This window comes from Enterobacter ludwigii (genome assembly GCA_023023105.1).
Lineage (GTDB): Bacteria > Pseudomonadota > Gammaproteobacteria > Enterobacterales > Enterobacteriaceae > Enterobacter > Enterobacter adelaidei.
The window spans coordinates 2,246,658-2,264,916 of the sequence record CP083824.1 but is presented as its reverse complement, the minus strand read 5'-3'; the positions used below and the strand labels follow the sequence as shown (position 1 = coordinate 2,264,916).

Below are 18,259 nucleotides of genomic sequence, written 5' to 3'. Positions count from 1 at the left end.
ATAACATTTCAAATCGCAACCAGGCCGCGAACGCCCTCCTGCTCCATGTTTTCACCTCGTCCGCGCTGAATGATAGTGCCGCGCGACATCAGCAGATAGCTGTCAGCCAGCCCGGCGGCAAAATCATAAAACTGCTCGACCAGCAGGATCGCCATATCGCCCCGATCCGCCAGGGTGCGGATCACCTGACCTATCTCTTTTATGACAGACGGCTGTATACCTTCGGTGGGTTCATCGAGGATCAACAATTGCGGGCGGCTTGCGAGCGCTCGACCAATCGCCAGCTGTTGCTGTTGTCCTCCGGAGAGATCGCCCCCGCGACGCTGTTTCATCTCTTTAAGCACCGGGAACAACTGCCAGATCTCTTCCGGAACATGCTTTGCATCGCGGGCAGAAAACCGCGACAGGCCAAGCAGCAAATTTTCTTCAACGGTTAAGCGAGGGAAAATTTCACGCCCCTGCGGGACATACGCCACGCCAGACTGCACCCGCTGGTGCGGCTTGCTATAGGTGATTTTTTTGCCCTGCCAAATCACCTCCCCGGTTTTCGCCGGGATCAGACCCATAAGGCACTTCAGCAGCGTAGTTTTCCCGACGCCGTTACGCCCCAGCAGGCAGGTGACTTCGCCAGTGATGGCTTCAAAGCTCACGCCGCGCAGAATATGGCTGCCGCCATAATATTGATTCAGTTCGTTAACCTGTAACATCACCGCTCCTTAGCGTCCCAGATAGACTTCAATCACCTGCTCATTGGCCTGCACCTCGCGAAGCGATCCCTCCGCCAGCACGCGCCCCTGGTGCAGTACCGTCACGTGATCGGCAATGGTTTCTACAAAGCCCATATCGTGCTCCACCACCATCAGAGAATGCTTGCCCGCCAGCGTTTTGAACAACTCAGCGGTATATTCGGTTTCCGCATCGGTCATCCCGGCCGCCGGCTCATCCAGCAACAACAGATGCGGATCCTGGACCAACAGCATGCCGATCTCGAGGAACTGTTTTTGCCCGTGCGAAAGTAGCCCGGCCAGGCGGTCACGTTCACTACTCAGCCGCAGCAAAACCAGCATTTCATCAATCCGGTCGCGTTGTTTACCGTTGAGTTTTGCCCGCAGGCTCGCCCACACGGATTTATCGGTTTTCATGGCAATCTCAAGGTTTTCCCACACCGTTAGCGCTTCAAATACCGTCGGTTTCTGGAATTTTCGGCCAATCCCCTGACGGGCAATGGCGGCGGGCTCAAGCAGCGTCAGGTCAATAGACTGGTCATAAATCGCTTTGCCGCTTTTCGGCCGTGTTTTGCCAGTGATGACATCCATCAGCGTGGTTTTACCTGCACCATTGGGACCAATCACGCAGCGCAACTCGCCCACGCCGATGTTCAATGTGAGATCCGTCAATGCCTGAAATCCATCAAAGTTAACGTTGATCTTTTCCAGTTGCAGCACAGGGTCAGTCTGCTCACGGTAGCGATCGCCAGGTAACTGGCGGGTGAATAATCCTTCAGCTGGCTGCATTACTTCTCTCCCTTACGAAACAGACCGTAAACGCCGCGTGGTAAAAACAGGGTCACGGCGATAAAAATCATCCCGAGAAACAGTTGCCAGTATTCCGGCATCGCGACCGTGAAAACACTCTTTGCCCCATTCACCAGCGCAGCGCCTATCACCGGCCCCACCAACGTGCCACGTCCGCCCAGCGCTACCCAGATTGCCGCTTCTATCGAGTTTGTCGGCGACATCTCTCCTGGGTTGATAATGCCCACCTGCGGAACGTAGAGTGCCCCTGCAAGGCCACACAGCACTGCAGAAAGTGTCCACACCAGCAGCTTGAACCCGCGAGGATCGTACCCGCAAAACGTCAGGCGGTTTTCGGCATCCCGTACGGCAGTCAAAATACGGCCAAACTTGCTCTTCGCCAGTGCAAATCCGGTGCCTAACGCCAGGAGCAGCAACAATACGGTCGCCAGAAACAGCGCAATACGCGTGGTCGTTTCCGTCACCGAAAACCCCAGCAACGTGGTGAAACCGGTAAAGCCGTTATTACCGCCAAAACCGGTTTCGTTGCGAAAGAACAGCAACATCCCCGCATAGGTCAGCGCCTGGGTCATAATTGAGAAGTAGACCCCTTTGATCTTCGAGCGGAAGGCAAACCAGCCAAACACCAGCGCCAGCAGGCCAGGCACCATGACAATCAGTACCAGCGTCCAGGCAAAGTACTGGGTTCCCCACCAGAACCACGGCATTTCGGTCCAGGAGAGAAACGACATAAACGCGGGCAAACCGTCACCTGCGGCCTGGCGCATCAGGTACATGCCCATCGCATAGCCACCCAGCGCGAAGAAAATACCGTGCCCAAGGGACAACATTCCGGCATAGCCCCACACCAGATCCAGCGCCACCGCAACGATGGCGTAGCAGAGGATCTTACCGATAAGCGTCAGCATCCAGGTTGATAACGCCAGCGGATGCGTAGCAGGGAGTAAGGCAAAAAACGGCAATATCAGCAGACACGCCACCAGCAGGCTGCCGACAATCTGAATGGTTCGTGGCGCTTTACGCGCCAGCGTTAAGGTGAGTGGCTGGCTCATCAGTCAATAACCCTCCCTTTCAGTGCAAACAACCCCTGCGGTCGTTTCTGAATAAACAGAATGATCGCCACCAGAATCAGAATCTTGCCCAGTACCGCCCCCATCTGCGGCTCAAGGATTTTATTAAAGATCCCAAGACCAAAGGCTGCGGCCACGCTGCCTGCCAGCTGGCCTACGCCACCGAGAACGACCACGAGGAAAGAGTCGATGATATAGCCCTGACCCAGCTCTGGCCCGACGTTCCCAAGCTGAGATAACGCCACGCCGCCTAACCCGGCAATGCCTGAGCCAAGCCCGAACGCCAGCATATCGACACGCCCCGTCGGCACCCCACAACAGGCAGCCATGCTGCGGTTTTGTGTCACCGCACGCACGTTAAGCCCCAGACGGGTTTTATTCAGAATCAGCCGGGTGAAGAACAGCACCAGCAGCACGAATCCCAGCACCACTATGCGGTTCCACGGCAACGTCAGGTTAGCAAAGACCTGCACGCCGCCAGACAACCATGCCGGGTTTGCCACCTCCAGATTCTGTGCGCCAAAGGTCATGCGCACCAGCTGGATGAGCATCAGGCTGATGCCCCAGGTTGCCAGCAGCGTTTCCAGCGGACGACCGTACAGGTGACGGATCACGGTACGCTCCAGCACCATCCCGATGCCCGCCGTCAGGCAGAACGCCACCGGCAACGCGATAATCGGATAGAGCGCCAGCCACTGGGGAGCAAGCCCGGCCATCACCTGCTGCACCATCCATGTAGCGTACGCCCCGAGCATTAGCATCTCACCGTGGGCCATATTGATTACCCCCAGCAAACCGTAGGTGATAGCAAGACCCAGCGCGGCCAGCAGCAGCACCGATCCCAGAGAGAGTCCCATAAACGCCTGTCCCAGCAGATCGCCCCACATCAGGCGATGCTTAATCTGGCTAAGGCTCTCTTCTGCGGCAGCGCGAACGCCAGCATCAGGCTCTGTCTGTACCTGCGCAAACGGTGTTAGCTTTGACTGCACATCCGGATCGTCGGACTGACCTAACAGCTCGACTGCCTTGCGGCGCACCTCTGCCTGCGGACTTGCAAGCTGAAGATTCGCCACTGCAAGCAGCAGCGCCTGGCGCGCCACATCATCGGTTTCACTCACAACCCGCGTTTGCAGGAAACCGAGCATGCCGGGCTGAGCGTCACGCTGAAGCTGGCGAGCCGCAGCACGTCTTTCAGTGACACTGTCACTCACAACCTGATGTGTAGCAATGGCTGTTGCGGCAAGCACCCGCAGCCGGTTGGTCAGACGCACGGCTTTGGTTGGCCCCTCTGCAGTTTTGGTTTCCCCCAGCGGCTTGATGTCGCCATTACGTTGCACAAACGCGTGCTTTTGGCTGTCGGTGTAGAGGTTTTCATCTTGCAGTGCCTGAAGCAGCGGCAACCTTGCGGCATCCGGCGCTGCGGCCCACTGCGTCAACAGGTCAGCCTGCTGGCTGCGACTGGCGGCAACAAAACGATCGGCATCCGATGCCTGCGCCATCCCTGGCAGCAGACCGGCAAGCCACACAATAGCGACGATCGTGCGCATGACGCTCATGGATTATCTCCCTGCTGTAATGGCTCAGTTGCTGGCGGTTTTCATCGGCTGATCGGACTTTTTGTCATTCCCGGCAATGAACGGGCTCCACGGCTGGGCACGTACCGGCTGTTCAGTCTGCCACACCACGTTAAACTGACCGTTCCCTTCAATTTCACCGATCATGACCGGCTTATGCAGGTGATGGTTGGTGGCATCCATGGTGAGCGTAAAACCTGAAGGGGCTTTAAATGACTGGCCTGCCATCGCCGCGCGCACTTTATCTACATCGGTAGAACCGGCTTTTTCCACCGCCTGTGCCCACATATGGATGCCCACGTAGGTGGCTTCCATCGGGTCATTCGTGACCACGGTGTCGGCATTCGGCAGCTTGTGCGCTTTTGCATAGGCTTTGTAATCCGCCACGAACGCCTGGTTGGTCGGGTTATCCACAGACTCAAAGTAGTTCCACGCAGCCAGGTTGCCGACCAGCGGTTTGGTGTCGATCCCGCGCAGCTCTTCTTCACCCACGGAGAATGCCACTACCGGCACGTCGGTCGCTTTCAGACCCTGATTGGCCAGCTCTTTGTAGAACGGTACGTTGGAGTCTCCGTTGATGGTCGATACCACGGCGGTTTTACCGCCTGCGGAGAATTTCTTAATGTTGGCAACAATAGTCTGGTAGTCGCTGTGACCAAACGGGGTGTAAACCTCTTCGATATCCTTATCCTCGACACCTTTCGAATGCAGGAAGGCACGCAGGATCTTGTTGGTCGTACGGGGGTAAACGTAATCGGTACCTAACAGGAAGAAGCGTTTTGCCCCACCGCCGTCTTCACTCATCAGGTATTCCACCGCCGGGATCGCCTGCTGGTTCGGTGCCGCGCCGGTATAGAAGACGTTCGGTGACATCTCCTCGCCTTCATATTGCACCGGATAGAACAGCAGGCCGTTCAGTTCTTCAAACACCGGCAGAACCGATTTACGCGACACCGATGTCCAGCAACCGAACACGACCGCGACTTTATCCTGGCTTAACAGCTGGCGAGCTTTCTCAGCAAACAGCGGCCAGTTCGACGCCGGGTCAACCACTACCGGTTCCAGCTTTTTACCCAGTACGCCCCCTTTGGCGTTGATCTCATCGATCGTCATCAGCGCAACATCTTTCAGCGGGGTCTCGGAGATAGCCATCGTGCCGGACAAAGAATGCATGATGCCCACTTTGATGGTATCGGCCGCTTGCACGCCAAAACTCATTCCCATAGCAACAACAGAAGCTGACAACGCGAAGGCTTTCAATAAGGTACGACGGTGCATATTTTCACTCCTGAAAAAGAACGCTGTGCGAAGACGTCCGTTACGGCGTGGACGCGGAAAAAAATGTGCCAGCTAAGCAGGAGCAAAAAGGATGCCAGAATGGAAAAAGCGCGATTGCAGGGAAAGTGAAAGCAGGATGTAAAGAGAACGACTCAGAATGGCACAGCGCTGCACTTTTATAATGCAGCGCCGGGAACGAAGGGTTTACCAGACTTCGCTGGCGATCTGCGTCACCAGACGCACTTTATCCCACTGCTGGTTTTCACTTAGCGTGTTGCCCTCTTCCGTGGAGGCAAAACCACACTGTGGGCTGAGGCAAATTTGCGCTTTCGCCACGTATTTTGCCGCCTCCTCCAGACGTGCCTTTACCCCTTCCGGGTTTTCAAGTTCGCCGTTTTTAGTGGTGATAAGGCCCAGCACCACCTGCTGCTTGCCCGGGCGAACAAAGCGCAGGGGTGCAAAATCCCCGCTGCGGTCGTTGTCATACTCAAGGAAGAAGGCATCAACGTTGACCGTGCCAAACAGCACTTCCGCCACCGGCTCGTAGCCGCCTTCGGAAATCCAGGTTGAACGGAAATTCCCGCGACAGACGTGCAGCCCGATGGTCAGATCGTCCGGTTTCCCTTCCAGCGCCTTGTTTAGCACGCGGGCATAGATACGCGCCAGTTCATCGGCATCATCGCCGCGTTCGCGGATCTGACGGCGCTGATCGTCAGAACAGAGATACGCCCAGACGGTGTCATCCAGCTGCAGATAACGGCAGCCTGCATCGTAGAATGCGCGGATGGCATCACGCCAGGTGGTCGCCAGGTCGTTAAAATAGTCATTCAGATCCGGGTAAACCGTCGCATCAATGTCTTTACGGCCTCCGCGGAAATGGAGCACGCTCGGGCTGGGAATGGTCATCTTCGGCTGAGCGTTGCCGCTGATGCTTTTCAGATAACGAAAATCTTCCAGCATCGGATGCTCGCCAAAGCCCAGCTTGCCGATGACGCGCACGCCATGGGCTTTGGTTTGTACCCCGTTAAATTGAATACCCTGCTGTGAATCGTAACGCTCAACGCCCTGCAGACCGTCGAAGAAATCGAAATGCCACCAGGCGCGGCGAAACTCGCCGTCGGTGACCACATGGAGCCCACATGCGCACTGCTGCTCGACAACATGGCGGATCGCCTCATCCTCCACCGCGCGAAGTTCTCCGGCATCAATTTCGCCGCTGGCAAATTTCAGGCGGGCCTGTTTGATGGTGTCCGGACGTAAAAAACTGCCTACTACATCGGCGCGATACGGGGCGTGTTGTCGTTGCATGGAATTCTCCTCAGTCTGCCGGCGATAATTGCCAGAAGTGATAATTCATTATTTGAACACTTGGACTTCTGGATGTCTAAATGTCCAAAAAAGATGTCATATCTGTCATATTCCGGCAAACGAGAAAATTTCACGGGTGTTGAATAAAATTCATCTTCACAGCGCGGTAGCGGTTTCGCTGCTGGCAAAGGCGAACTTTTCATCTTCCCAGCCGGTGATCCCCCCGAGCATGATTTTGACCGGCAGCCCGAGACGTGCCAGCTTGAGCGCCGCTCTGTCCGCACCGTTACAGTGCGGCCCTGCGCAGTAGACAACGAAAAGCGTGCCTTCAGGCCATTGCGCCATGCGCTCAGGAGTAATCTGGCTACGCGGCAGGTGCAAAGCACCAGGCACATGACGGCGTGCAAACTGCTCCGGACTCCCCACTACGTGCAGCAGCACAAAATCTTGCTCCTGGTTGACGATGGCATGATGCACATCAGCACAGTCGGTTTCGACGCTCAGGCGGCGTAGAAAATGGGTGACAGCTTCCTGCGGTTCCGCAGCCGGAAATTCAGTAACATAACTCATGATACTTCCTCATCTTTGGCGTTTGTGTTAACACTACTCTATCCACAAATTCAGCCCGTGAATGCCCGCGCGTATGCCAGAGAACAGCAAAAAGATGACAAACTTAAGACAGATAACGCGGCCGCTGGTGGTTGTACTGGCGTATGACGGTCTGTGTACCTTTGAGTTTGGCGTGGCGGTGGAGATCTTTGGTCTGCCGCGTCCTGAACTGGGGGACGAATGGTATCGTTTTGCGGTGGCGGGTATTGATAGCGGTGAACTTCGGGCAACCGGTGGGATCCGTATAATAACCGACGGCGATTTAAGCCTGCTTGAATCTGCCGATCTGATCGTGATTCCTGGCTGGAGAGGCCTGGATTCACCAGTCCCGGACACACTTTGTGAGGCATTACGCCAGGCCAGCGCGCGAGGCTGCCAGTTGCTGTCCATCTGTTCGGGGGTCTTTGTGCTGGCGGCATCGGGGTTGCTGAACGGACGTAAAGCCACGACGCACTGGCGCTATCTTGACGCGCTTAAAGCCCGTTACCCTGACATCCAGGTGGTCGAGGATGTGCTCTATCAGGATGAGGGAGATATTCTTACCTCCGCAGGCAGTGCGGCAGGAATTGATCTTTGCCTGCACGTTGTACGACGGGATTATGGAATGGAAACGGCCAATAGCGTTGCGCGTCGGCTGGTCATTCCCCCTCACAGGGATGGCTCACAACCGCAACAGCTGAGTCGCCCGGTCGCGCAGTTGCGGGAAAGCCAGCGCCTGGGCCAGCTTTTTGATTTCCTGCACAATCATCTTGTCGAGCCTCATAGCGTCGATTCGCTGGCGCGTCGGGTGGGCATGAGCCAGCGTACTTTCCTTCGTCGCTTCGAGGCAGCGACAGGAATGACCCCAGCGCGTTGGTTGATCAATGAACGCCTGATGCGGGCAAAAGATTATCTTGAAAGCAGCCGTTTAAGTATCGACAGTATTGCAGAACAAACTGGATTTGGTCAGGCATCGACGTTGCGCCATCATTTTCGCCAGCAGTTTGCACTTTCCCCGGCACAGTATCGCAAGCAATTTTCAGGTTCAGGTACTGCCCGCTGAGGCATCACTCTTTTGGTTGTGTTGAAATACGGAGCACCTGATGATCACCACACACGTTTTTATCGCGGTCAGTCTTGATGGCTATATCGCCCGAGAGAATGACGATATCGACTGGCTTTTGCAGCGCGATGACCCGACAGAAGATCATGGCTATGAAGCGTTCATCGCGGACAAAGAGTGGATCGTAATGGGACGAGGGAGCTATGAGAAGGTATTGTCCTTTGACACATGGCCTTATGACCGGCCCGTGCTGGTACTCTCCCGACAGCTGGCGAATACTCCCGTGCCGGAGGCCCTGAAGGGCAAAGTACAGTTCTCTCATCGCACACCAACAGAGGTGCTCGATGACCTGGCGGCGCAGAACGTCCATCGCGTCTATCTCGATGGCGGACAGGTGATACAGTCGTTCCTGCGTGAAGGGCTGGTCGCGGATATGGTTATCACGACCGTCCCTGTTCTGCTTGGTTCAGGAAAGTCTTTGTTCGGAAGCCTGCACCAGGATATTGATTTGACACTGGTATCAAGCCACAGCTTCCCTTCAGGTCTGGTGCAGTCGCACTATCGGCTGAAATCATAAACCGCGGCAAACATCATGACGACATGTAAAAAAAAACCGCCATTATCTGGCGGTAAATGCTTGCATGGATAGATTTGTATTTTATGCTCTACGTCCCGACACTCCATGGCCGGGCAGCGGATCCATTACAACCTAACACCTTTTATCTTAACGAGAGGTAAACAGCCCTATTAACCCGCTTTGATATTGATTTGCAAATAACGCATCAGCCCCTGTTCAGCGCTCAATTTTGCGTCATCATTCATTGCTTCCAGATAAAACGAACGCGCGACGCTATAAGGCGCTTTATCAGAAGGATACACGGCAAACTGAAATGTTTTTCCCCGCAACTGATTGGTGCAGTCTAATTCCCAATGTTGATCGTTCACTTTGGTGCTATTGCAGGCAACACGGCCATAATCGCTGGTTAAATATGAACCAACACGTGTTTGTGCGGACTTAATATATTCCGGTTCGTTGTCACCAGCGTAGTGAAACCCAGCAGCAGCCACAACAGCAGCCGCTACAATCCCAAACGTTATCATTTTTTTCATTAATCAGGACCCATTCCTTAGCCATAGACTCGCTATTATATAGGAATAATCTTTAAAGTAACTGTCCAGTTATGTACCAAAAATGGCGGTTTGCAATATATCAGATGATTTTTAAGATGTTTCCTGGCCGTCTTTCATTCCGACAATATTTGACATTCTCTTTGCGATAATTTGAACTTTTGAATAATAACACCATGAAATAACAGGCATGATATTCCTGCTCTGTCATTTCGCGGTGAACACATGATAAAAAAAGGGTTAACACTCATAATGCTGATTTGCGCTCTGTTTTCAGGCCAGCTGATGGCCGGGCACAAAGGTCATGAGTATTTATGGGTAAAAAATGTTGGGCATCAGCTTCGGCATGAAGCTGACAGCGATGAGTTGCGAAGTGAAGCAGAAGAATCAGCGGAAGGTTTGCGCGAACACCACCTGTGGCAAAAATCGCGCAAACCGGATACACACTTTCGTTAATTACCTTTGCGTTTAGGCAGGGTTTTCATAAGTTCGTCCGGGCTTACTGAGGCTACGACACTCCCCGGCGCTGGCATTTTGAAAATATGGTTTTTCATCTTACCAATTACATGCATTTCGCAAGGACGGCAGTCAAATTTCAGGGTAAGCACTTCGTCACCATTCACCAGTTGCATAGGTGTGGCCTTCCAGCTCTTGATGTTCCCTTTCGCCTGCTTAGGACACAGGTTAAACGCAAAACGGAGACAGTGCTTGGTGATCATCACCGGCACATCCCCCTTCTCTTCATGTGCTTCATAGGCCGCGTCGATCAGCTGCACGCCGTGACGATGATAAAATTCACGTGCTTTATGGTTGTAGACGTTAGCCAGGAACGACAAATGCGTATCCGGGTAAACGGGCGCTGGAACAGCTTCAGCTTTACGGCTACCGCGCGGATAGTGAGCCAGACGAGCCGCATCCAGCATCTCCGAGGTTTCCCGACGGAACTGGTTAAGCAGGCTGTTCGGCACGAACAGTGCGTCCGACAGATTCACCTCAATATTACGCGCGTAGTAAATCGTCTGCCCCAGCTTCGCCACACCTTCTTTCAGGTTGTTTAGCGCTTTTTCCGCATTGTTGGCGACCTCAAATTGGCCATCAAGCGTATGCGTCACGCTGATGCCATCTTCGCAGGTCATGGTCAAAATCAGCTGCTCTTCCCAGCCTCCCAGTTCAATATCCACCGCGATGCGACGCTCGCTGGAGGTTTTCAGCAGCGCCTGCTGCCAGTTATGATCCAGGTTACGGTTTAGCGCCGCGTTCGGTCGCGCTTTGTAGAGATCGGCAGGCATTTCATTCGGCCACACGCGATAGCGATTTTCTCCGGTTTTTTCAACCGTATTGGCACGGAAGCCTACGACTTCACGCTTAATCATCACGTTCAGGCCATCGCCGTTCGCCAGCGGCTCCGTGACCTCCACGTCCAGATGATCCTTCGCCACTTTCAGAACTTCACCGACCGGCAAGCCGATAAATTTCGGCGAATCAAACGCGCCGATGTCACCTTTACGGGCGTTCACGAAATAGTCGGTACTGCCACGATGGAAGGTTTTATCGGTCGACGGAATAAAGAAATGTTCGGTACGACCGGCTGACGCGCGTGCCAGGTCACCACGATCTTCAATAATGGCATCCAGCATCTGGCGATAGTGCGCGGTGATGTTCTTCACGTAGCTCATATCTTTATACCGCCCTTCAATCTTGAAGGAGCGCACGCCTGCATCAATCAGCGCGCCGAGGTTGGCGGTCTGATCGTTATCCTTCATGGAAAGCAGGTGCTTTTCAAACGCCACGACGCGACCCTGATCGTCTTTCAGGGTATACGGCAGGCGACAAGCCTGAGAGCAATCGCCGCGGTTAGCGCTGCGCCCGGTCTGGGCGTGAGAAATATTGCACTGGCCGGAATAAGCCACGCACAACGCGCCGTGGATAAAGAACTCAATCGTCGCGTCTGTCGCCTGGTGGATATCACGGATCTGGTTCAGGTTCAGTTCACGCGCCAGAACGATCTGCGAAAAACCGACGTCGGAGAGGAATTTGGCTTTCTCAACGGTGCGGATATCGCACTGGGTGCTGGCGTGCAGTTCAATAGGTGGGATATCCAGCTCAAGAACGCCCATATCCTGAACGATCAGGGCATCGACCCCGGTCTGGTAGAGATCGGTGATCAGACGTTGCGCAGGTTCCAGCTCATCATCATGAAGAATGGTGTTCAGGGTCACGAACACTTTCGCCCCGAAACGGTGGGCGAACGGTACCAGTTCAGCAATATCCTGCAGACTGTTGCTGGCGTTATGGCGGGCACCAAAGCCAGGACCGCCAATGTAGACGGCATCTGCACCGTGAAGGATCGCTTCACGGGCAATGGCGGCGTCGCGGGCCGGGCTTAAAAGTTCAAGATGATGGGATTGCAGGCGCATACTTCGTCGTTATCCGTTATGGTCAAAATGGCGGCTATTGTAGTCAGAAGTATGCGACAGCGAAACAGTTTTGCGTAGCGTCAGCGGGGATAATGGATTAGGGAGTGAAAATGCACCGTCCGGTCGCTGCTGTTACGGTACGCGTGCGGTTTGTCCCCGGCAAAACGGATGCCTGAATCGGCAGGAATTGTCTGCCACTCACCCTCCAGTTGCATCTCCAGCTCGCCGCTTATCACCACCACATGCTCAATCACCCCCGTTTCATGGGGCGTTGACTCGCTTAGCGCGCCGGGTGCCAGAGTAATGGAGAAATGATCAAACTTCAGCGTCTCATCCCACGGGAACAGCGGTTTTACCACCATGGCCTGCTGCTGCGGGTCAAAAACAGCCTGCTTGTCCGCCTCTGGGGTGATAAAGGTGGAAAACGGTACGTTCAGCCCGGTGGCGATTTTCCACAGTGTTGATACCGTCGGGCTGGATTCATTGCGCTCGATTTGCCCGAGCATCGCTTTTGAAACCCCCGTATCTTCTGCCAGCTTCGACAAACTCCAGCCGCGATCCTGGCGCAGTGTTTTCAGTGTGGTTGCAAGATGTTGTGTGATGTCCATGTGCCCTCCTGGTCATGATCAGCATACCACTTGTACGCTATAGCGCACAGTGCTACCTTACCCCGGACGTTATAACGCACAGCGGAGTTTTCATGCGCGCTTCTTCAACACACCTTGTTCCAGCCGTTCTGGCGGGTTTTGTCGCCGTCCTGGTCGGCTACGCCAGTTCTGCTGCCATCATCTGGCAAGCCGCAGCGGCAGCCGGCGCAAATGCGCAACAGATTGCGGGCTGGATGACGGCACTCGGGATTGGGATGGGAGTCAGCACGCTGGCGCTTTCATGGTGGTATAAAGCGCCGGTACTCACCGCCTGGTCAACACCCGGTGCAGCGCTGCTCGCGACCAGCCTGCACGGTGTCACGCTGGCTGAAACGATCGGCGTATTCATCTTTGCCAATGCGATCATTTTACTCTGCGGCATCACCGGGTTATTCGCCAGGTTGATGAAGTTGATCCCCCATTCGCTTGCCGCTGCCATGCTGGCAGGGGTGCTTTTGCAGTTTGGGCTGCATGCGTTTGCCCATCTGGAGGGGCACTTTCTGCTGTGCGGCAGCATGATTGCCGCGTGGCTAATGGCAAAAGCGCTGGCCCCCCGCTATGCCATTGTGGTTACGCTTCTGGCAGGCGGCATCGTGGCCTGGGTAAGTGGTGACGTTGTCACGGATAAATTCACCCTTTCCCTTGTTATGCCGGAGTTTATTGCGCCATCCTTCACCTTCACCAGCCTGGTGAGCGTGGGTATCCCTTTCTTCCTGGTGACCATGGCCTCTCAAAATGCCCCGGGATTCGCCACGATGAAAGCCTCCGGCTACCCGCTGGCGGTTTCGCCGCTCATCATCTTTACGGGCGGGCTGGCACTGCTGTTTTCGCCCTTTGGCGTCTTTTCCATCTGTATCGCGGCGATTACCGCCGCCATTTGTCAGAGCCCGGATGCGCACCCGGATGCAGGTAAACGCTGGCTGGCAGCCATCGCGGCCGGGGGATTTTATCTGTTAGCCGGTATTTTCGGTGGTTCTATTACTGCAATCATGACGGCGCTACCGCTCAGTTGGATCCAGACGCTGGCGGGTCTGGCGTTACTCGGCACCATCAGCGGAAGTCTGTATCAGGCGCTGAATCACGAAGCGGAACGTGACGCAGCGATAGTCACATTCCTGATGACCGCGAGCGGTGTGACGCTCCTGGGCATTGGTTCGGCATTCTGGGGACTGGTTCTGGGCGGTGTGTGCTATGCCCTGTTATCACGCACTCGCCGCGCGTAGCTGAGAAGGCGTCATTCCCGTCACGCTGCGAAAGCGGTTACTGAAGTGGCTGGCGGAGTTAAATCCACAGGCAAGCGCGATGTCCGTCAGCGGCGTCGCCGTGTGTTGTACCAGCGCTTTCGCCTTTTCCATTCTGCGCTGCATCACGTACTGATGCGGCGCCAGGCCCGTCGACTGGCGGAACATGCGGGCAAAATGGTATTCGCTGAGAGAGGCCTGTGCAGCCAGTTCTGCCAGCATCAGGGGCTGCCCCAGGTTCTCTTCGATAAAGGCCAGCACGTTACGCAACACGAACGGGGATAACCCGCCCGTGACGACAGGCAGCTTCCACTGAACGTTCGAGTAGTTTTGCAGCAGATGGGTTAACAGCAGCGTAGAGGCCGTGCTCAGGGTGAGCTGGTTAGCGTGCTGCTGCCAGTCGCAGCCAAGTAAAAACTGACGGTACAACGCGGTTATCTTCGGGTCACTGCCGAAAATATGCTCGTCCAGGGTCAGCGAAAGTGGCCGCTTGTCCCAGATTTTTTCTCCCACGTCGCGCAGATGTTCATCGGTGCAGTAGAGATGCACAAACGACAGGTCATCCCGGATATCCCACGTTGATTCGCTCTCTTTGGGCATCAAACAGAAACGATCCGGACCACCGCCATTTTTCCAGCCGCCCGGCGTTTTTTGATAACTTTCGTAACCGTCAGCCACGTACAGGCTAAGGGTATGATGATTGCTTTTTACCGTTATCGTATCGTGCTTGTTGTACCACGCTGCCAGCTGAATACCCGAGTTCAGCGAGACGGTTTCCCGCAGGACTGCATTCTGTTGGCGCAGCGTTTCAAAGGTATCGTAAGCGTGAGACATAACCGTTAGCGTGTTATTGATCAGAATATTAGTCTAAGAATTGTTGCCGCCGGTTGCCAGTCCCCATAAAAGAAAAAAGCGCAAGAATTTGCAAGTCTACCGCAAGGCAGTGCAAGCCCCTTGCGGCTCAGCGCGCCATACTGCCCACTTCCGTGGTTTGAGAAGAGAAAAGTATGAACGCATTATTATACGGACTGGTGGTAATTATCTGGGGAACCACCTGGATCGCGATTTTCCTGCAGCAGGGTTCCGTGGCGGCCCCCGTATCCATTTTCTGGCGCTTCGCGGTTGCCAGCCTCACGATGATGGTGGTGTTACTCGCCCTGCGTAGACTACGCAAACTGGCGCTGCGGGATCATCTGTTTTGCATACTTCAGGGATGCTGCGTTTTTTGCTTTAACTTCTGGTGTTTTTATACCGCGGCCTCGCACATCAACACCGGGCTGGAATCGGTGATTTTCTCAATGGCGGTGCTCTATAACGCCATCAACAGCTTTATTTTCTTCGGCCAACGCCCACCAGCGCGGTTCTGGACCGCTGCGGCTCTGGGGTTGATTGGCATTATCACCCTCTTCTGGGACGATCTTCTGGCCAGTGGCTGGAGCGCGTCACTCCTGATGGGTATTGGTCTCTCCGCACTCGGTACCTACGGTTTCTCGCTGGGCAATATGATCAGCATGCGCCATCAGCGCAAAGGCCTTGAAACCATGACTACCAACGCCTGGGCGATGCTGTATGGCACACTGGTGATGGGCTGCATTGCCCTTTTCAGAGGCGACAGTTTCACCCCGGAATGGACGGTGAGCTACATTGGCGCGCTGCTCTATCTGGCTTTGTTTGGTTCGGTGATTGCTTTCGGTGCTTACTTTACGTTGGTAGGGCGTATCGGCCCAGGCAAAGCGGCCTACAGTACGCTGCTCTTCCCGCTGGTCGCCCTCTCCATCTCAACGGTTTATGAAGGTTACGTGTGGCATATTAACGGTATCGTCGGATTGTTGCTGATTCTGGGAGGGAATATGGTGATGTTTACTAAACCCGAAACCTGGATCAGGCGCTTACGAACAGCGTAAATAAATAAGGCCTGCGCAATGCAGGCCTTTCCTGGTTATTTCATGGTCTTTTTCACGTCAAACATGGTGGCATCGGTCGCCATGTCATCAACAACCTGTTTCAGGGTTGCAAAGCCCATTGGGGTATTTTTGTTCGTCAGCTCTTTACCTTCGCCTTTACGAACCACTTTAATAACAGGTTTACCGGTTTTTGCATCAATCAACTCACCTTCAAAGTAAAGGTGGGTATCCATTGTGCGGTGACCGGTCGCCATTTGCGTACCTGCAACAACCAGTGCCACTGGCACCACTTCATAGAACTGCAAACCTTCTTGCTTAGAGGTTACACCGGTAATCGCACCACGGAAGATCAGGCTACGCGGCCCTGGTGTGGTAACGATCGGTTTACGCTGACCAATCGAGGTTTTCATTTTGTTGTTGGTATAACTCAGCAGCTCATCCAGTGTTTTTTGACCAATCTGCGTGGTTGGTTTTGGAGCCGGATAATAAGTAATCGGGTTCCAGACAATATTGTCATAATTAGCTTCGTTATATGACGGATCAACCCAACGTAAGGTCGGTTTACCCGTTGCAGAAGTTGTTTCCTTTAAACCAGAATAGTCTTTTAAAAAGCCTGAGTATTGTTCGGGAGCGGCCACTTTTGATGAACAGCCCGCCAAAGCCAACAGACCAGTAAGCACTGCAACTTTTAAAAAAGTTTGAGTACGCATGATGGTTTTCCATGTTATCTGCAAGTATGCATTTGAAGTTATAGCAAAGGACTGGAGGGTTTGTTGTGACAAAAAATGATGTCGGGAGCACAAATTGCAAAAAGACTGCCCGGATGCGTGCCGGGCAGTGAAAAATTACTGATGTATATCCAGTTGCCAGAACAGATGTTTACCAAACGGGTCAATTTCATAACCCGTCACCTCTTTGCGCACCGGTTCGAAAATGGTTGAATGCGCAATCATCACCGCTGGCATCTGGTCATGCATCATCTGCTGAGCCTCTTTATACAGCGCCACACGTTTATCGTGGTCGGTTATTGATTTTGCCTCCGCAATAATTTTATCAAACGGCTTATAGCACCACTTCGCCGAGTTCGAACCGCCATTTGCAGAGGTGCAGGTAAATAGCGGACCAAAGAAGTTGTCCGGATCGCCCGTTGCGGTCGTCCAACCCATCAGCGCAGCCTGATGCTCCCCGCCCTTCACGCGCTTGAGGTATTCACCCCATTCATAGGTGACAATGTGAGTTTGTACGCCCACTTTCGCCCAGTCGGCCTGAATCATTTCGGCCATACGTTTCGCATTCGGGTTGTACGGACGCTGCACCGGCATTGCCCACAAATCAATGTTCACCCCGTTTGCAAAACCTGCTTCCTTCAGCAGCGCTTTTGCCTTTTCCGGATCGTAATCGTAATCCTTAAGTTCACTGTCGGCGCTCCATACCCCTGGCGGCAGCAGGTTCTTCGCGGCGGTCCCCGTGCCATGGAACACCGCGTCAATAATGGCTGATTTGTTGATGGCGATGGCCAGCGCCTGGCGAACCTTCACGTTATCCAGCGGTGGCTTTTGGGTGTTAAACGCCAGAAAACCAGTGTTCAGCCCTGCCTTGCTCATCAGGTTGATGTCTTTGTTCGCCTTCATACGCGGCAGATCGGCTGGGTTCGGGAACGGCATCACCTGACATTCGTTCTTTTCGATTTTGGCAAAACGTACTGAAGCATCCGGCGTGATGGTAAACACCAGCCGATCGAGTTTCGATTTACCCTGCCAGTAGTCTGCAAACGCGGTGAAAAGGATGCGGGAGTCCTTCTGATACTGTGTGAGCTTAAACGGCCCGGTGCCAATCGGCTCCATATCCACCTTCTCTGGTGTCCCCGCTTTCAGCATCGCGTCGGCATACTCCGCAGAGAGGATCGAGGCAAAATACCATGCCAGATCCGCGACAAACGGCGCCTCCGGGTGTGCCAGCGTAAAGCGCACGGTGTGATCATCGACTTTATCAATGGCGGTTATCAGACTGCCAAACTCCAGACTTTCGAAATTGGAATAGCTGCCGTTAGAGACGTTATGGTAAGGATGATTCACATCTTTCTGCCGCATAAACGAGAAGATGACGTCATCGGCGTTAAAGTCCCGGGTCGGTGTGAACAATTTATTGCTCTGGAATTTCACCCCCTTGCGCAGATGGAAGGTATAGACTTTACCGTCGTCGCTCACCTCCCAGCTCTCTGCCAGACTGGGTACCAGCTCCGTGGTGCCAGGTTTGAAATCGACCAGCCGGTTATAAACAGGTACAGCACTGGCATCCACGCTGGTGCCCGACGTGTATAACTGAGGATTAAAGTTTTCCGGCGATCCTTCGGAACAATACACGAGCGTTTTCGCAGCGACAGTGGAACTGACGGTGAGCGCCGCAAGAGCAAGCGTTAAGATTGTGAGTTTGCTTTTCATCATTTATTCCTGTCTTTTTAATTCGACGGCTAATTAATTCTTTTGCCATTTCATAAATAACATTA

18 protein-coding genes are annotated in these 18,259 nt (G+C 54.0%); 5 read left to right on the top strand and 13 right to left on the bottom strand.

Annotation, left to right across the window (positions count from 1 at the left end; genetic code table 11):
* Nucleotides 1–8: 8 nt before the first annotated feature.
* The 7 genes from urtE to LCD46_10960 form a co-directional block, all read right to left on the bottom strand.
* Nucleotides 9–707 (bottom strand): urea ABC transporter ATP-binding subunit UrtE, encoded by a 699-nt coding sequence (gene urtE / locus LCD46_10990; protein UOY72795.1) that lies wholly within the window; start codon nucleotides 705–707, stop codon nucleotides 9–11.
* Between the two features lie 9 nt (nucleotides 708–716).
* Complete coding sequence (gene urtD / locus LCD46_10985; protein UOY72794.1) at nucleotides 717–1,514, bottom strand: urea ABC transporter ATP-binding protein UrtD; 798 nt, start codon at nucleotides 1,512–1,514, stop codon at nucleotides 717–719.
* Nucleotides 1,514–2,587: an urea ABC transporter permease subunit UrtC gene (urtC, locus tag LCD46_10980; GenBank protein ID UOY72793.1), complete on the bottom strand. Its 1,074-nt coding sequence runs from the start codon at nucleotides 2,585–2,587 to the stop codon at nucleotides 1,514–1,516. The genes urtD and urtC overlap by 1 nt, the downstream gene beginning before the upstream one ends.
* Nucleotides 2,587–4,161 carry an urea ABC transporter permease subunit UrtB gene (gene urtB / locus LCD46_10975; GenBank protein UOY72792.1) on the bottom strand — a complete coding sequence of 525 codons (1,575 nt, stop codon included), beginning with the start codon at nucleotides 4,159–4,161 and terminating at the stop codon, nucleotides 2,587–2,589. Before urtB ends, urtC begins: the two co-directional genes overlap by 1 nt.
* A 24-nt stretch (nucleotides 4,162–4,185) precedes the next feature.
* Nucleotides 4,186–5,457 carry an urea ABC transporter substrate-binding protein gene (gene urtA, locus LCD46_10970; protein ID UOY72791.1) on the bottom strand — a complete coding sequence of 424 codons (1,272 nt, stop codon included), beginning with the start codon at nucleotides 5,455–5,457 and terminating at the stop codon, nucleotides 4,186–4,188.
* A 204-nt stretch (nucleotides 5,458–5,661) separates the two neighbouring features.
* Nucleotides 5,662–6,765, bottom strand: a complete 1,104-nt coding sequence (locus tag LCD46_10965) for a cobalamin-independent methionine synthase II family protein (protein ID UOY72790.1) — start codon at nucleotides 6,763–6,765, stop codon at nucleotides 5,662–5,664.
* Nucleotides 6,766–6,921: 156 nt separating this feature from the next.
* Nucleotides 6,922–7,335 carry a rhodanese-like domain-containing protein gene (locus tag LCD46_10960; GenBank protein UOY72789.1) on the bottom strand — a complete coding sequence of 138 codons (414 nt, stop codon included), beginning with the start codon at nucleotides 7,333–7,335 and terminating at the stop codon, nucleotides 6,922–6,924.
* Nucleotides 7,336–7,408: 73 nt separating this feature from the next.
* Between LCD46_10960 and ftrA the strand changes: the two genes are divergently transcribed.
* Both ftrA and LCD46_10950 read left to right on the top strand, forming a co-directional pair.
* Complete coding sequence (gene ftrA / locus LCD46_10955; protein ID UOY72788.1) at nucleotides 7,409–8,416, top strand: transcriptional regulator FtrA; 1,008 nt, start codon at nucleotides 7,409–7,411, stop codon at nucleotides 8,414–8,416.
* A gap of 40 nt (nucleotides 8,417–8,456) precedes the next feature.
* The gene (locus LCD46_10950; GenBank protein ID UOY72787.1) at nucleotides 8,457–8,993 is read left to right on the top strand and encodes a dihydrofolate reductase family protein; all 537 of its coding nucleotides are present in this window, start codon (nucleotides 8,457–8,459) and stop codon (nucleotides 8,991–8,993) included.
* 170 nt (nucleotides 8,994–9,163) lie between these two features.
* Here the strand turns inward: LCD46_10950 and LCD46_10945 are convergent, their stop codons facing one another.
* Nucleotides 9,164–9,526: a hypothetical protein gene (locus tag LCD46_10945; protein ID UOY72786.1), complete on the bottom strand. Its 363-nt coding sequence runs from the start codon at nucleotides 9,524–9,526 to the stop codon at nucleotides 9,164–9,166.
* 243 nt (nucleotides 9,527–9,769) lie between these two features.
* Between LCD46_10945 and LCD46_10940 the strand changes: the two genes are divergently transcribed.
* A complete protein-coding gene (locus tag LCD46_10940) occupies nucleotides 9,770–10,000 on the top strand; it encodes a YncJ family protein (GenBank protein ID UOY72785.1) in 231 nt (76 codons plus the stop codon).
* Here the strand turns inward: LCD46_10940 and LCD46_10935 are convergent.
* Both LCD46_10935 and LCD46_10930 read right to left on the bottom strand, forming a co-directional pair.
* Complete coding sequence (locus LCD46_10935; GenBank protein ID UOY72784.1) at nucleotides 9,997–11,961, bottom strand: U32 family peptidase; 1,965 nt, start codon at nucleotides 11,959–11,961, stop codon at nucleotides 9,997–9,999. The genes LCD46_10940 and LCD46_10935 overlap by 4 nt on opposite strands.
* Nucleotides 11,962–12,041: 80 nt before the next feature.
* The gene (locus LCD46_10930) at nucleotides 12,042–12,569 is read right to left on the bottom strand and encodes an XRE family transcriptional regulator (protein UOY72783.1); all 528 of its coding nucleotides are present in this window, start codon (nucleotides 12,567–12,569) and stop codon (nucleotides 12,042–12,044) included.
* 92 nt (nucleotides 12,570–12,661) lie between these two features.
* Here LCD46_10930 and LCD46_10925 point away from each other — a divergent pair, with 92 nt between their 5' ends.
* Nucleotides 12,662–13,831: a benzoate/H(+) symporter BenE family transporter gene (locus LCD46_10925; protein ID UOY72782.1), complete on the top strand. Its 1,170-nt coding sequence runs from the start codon at nucleotides 12,662–12,664 to the stop codon at nucleotides 13,829–13,831.
* On the opposite strand, the gene LCD46_10920 is transcribed toward LCD46_10925, so the two are convergent.
* Nucleotides 13,811–14,683 carry an AraC family transcriptional regulator gene (locus LCD46_10920; GenBank protein ID UOY72781.1) on the bottom strand — a complete coding sequence of 291 codons (873 nt, stop codon included), beginning with the start codon at nucleotides 14,681–14,683 and terminating at the stop codon, nucleotides 13,811–13,813. The genes LCD46_10925 and LCD46_10920 overlap by 21 nt on opposite strands.
* Before the next feature lie 173 nt (nucleotides 14,684–14,856).
* Between LCD46_10920 and LCD46_10915 the strand changes: the two genes are divergently transcribed.
* Nucleotides 14,857–15,753, top strand: coding sequence for a DMT family transporter (locus tag LCD46_10915; protein ID UOY72780.1), 897 nt, complete (start codon nucleotides 14,857–14,859; stop codon nucleotides 15,751–15,753).
* 35 nt (nucleotides 15,754–15,788) lie between these two features.
* Here the strand turns inward: LCD46_10915 and LCD46_10910 are convergent, their stop codons facing one another.
* Nucleotides 15,789–16,463, bottom strand: a complete 675-nt coding sequence (locus tag LCD46_10910) for a DUF3313 domain-containing protein (protein UOY72779.1) — start codon at nucleotides 16,461–16,463, stop codon at nucleotides 15,789–15,791.
* A 135-nt stretch (nucleotides 16,464–16,598) separates the two neighbouring features.
* Entirely contained in the window at nucleotides 16,599–18,194 is a 1,596-nt protein-coding gene (locus tag LCD46_10905; GenBank protein UOY72778.1) for an ABC transporter substrate-binding protein, read from the bottom strand.
* Nucleotides 18,195–18,259: the final 65 nt, after the last annotated feature.

Coding starts and splice junctions, on each gene's coding strand:
- urtE (UOY72795.1), bottom strand. CDS start 707: ATGTTACAGGTTAACGAACTGAATCAATATTATGGCGGCAGCCATATT.
- urtD (UOY72794.1), bottom strand. CDS start 1,514: ATGCAGCCAGCTGAAGGATTATTCACCCGCCAGTTACCTGGCGATCGC.
- urtC (UOY72793.1), bottom strand. CDS start 2,587: ATGAGCCAGCCACTCACCTTAACGCTGGCGCGTAAAGCGCCACGAACC.
- urtB (UOY72792.1), bottom strand. CDS start 4,161: ATGAGCGTCATGCGCACGATCGTCGCTATTGTGTGGCTTGCCGGTCTG.
- urtA (UOY72791.1), bottom strand. CDS start 5,457: ATGCACCGTCGTACCTTATTGAAAGCCTTCGCGTTGTCAGCTTCTGTT.
- LCD46_10965 (UOY72790.1), bottom strand. CDS start 6,765: ATGCAACGACAACACGCCCCGTATCGCGCCGATGTAGTAGGCAGTTTT.
- LCD46_10960 (UOY72789.1), bottom strand. CDS start 7,335: ATGAGTTATGTTACTGAATTTCCGGCTGCGGAACCGCAGGAAGCTGTC.
- ftrA (UOY72788.1), top strand. CDS start 7,409: ATGCCAGAGAACAGCAAAAAGATGACAAACTTAAGACAGATAACGCGG.
- LCD46_10950 (UOY72787.1), top strand. CDS start 8,457: ATGATCACCACACACGTTTTTATCGCGGTCAGTCTTGATGGCTATATC.
- LCD46_10945 (UOY72786.1), bottom strand. CDS start 9,526: ATGAAAAAAATGATAACGTTTGGGATTGTAGCGGCTGCTGTTGTGGCT.
- LCD46_10940 (UOY72785.1), top strand. CDS start 9,770: ATGATAAAAAAAGGGTTAACACTCATAATGCTGATTTGCGCTCTGTTT.
- LCD46_10935 (UOY72784.1), bottom strand. CDS start 11,961: ATGCGCCTGCAATCCCATCATCTTGAACTTTTAAGCCCGGCCCGCGAC.
- LCD46_10930 (UOY72783.1), bottom strand. CDS start 12,569: ATGGACATCACACAACATCTTGCAACCACACTGAAAACACTGCGCCAG.
- LCD46_10925 (UOY72782.1), top strand. CDS start 12,662: ATGCGCGCTTCTTCAACACACCTTGTTCCAGCCGTTCTGGCGGGTTTT.
- LCD46_10920 (UOY72781.1), bottom strand. CDS start 14,683: ATGTCTCACGCTTACGATACCTTTGAAACGCTGCGCCAACAGAATGCA.
- LCD46_10915 (UOY72780.1), top strand. CDS start 14,857: ATGAACGCATTATTATACGGACTGGTGGTAATTATCTGGGGAACCACC.
- LCD46_10910 (UOY72779.1), bottom strand. CDS start 16,463: ATGCGTACTCAAACTTTTTTAAAAGTTGCAGTGCTTACTGGTCTGTTG.
- LCD46_10905 (UOY72778.1), bottom strand. CDS start 18,194: ATGAAAAGCAAACTCACAATCTTAACGCTTGCTCTTGCGGCGCTCACC.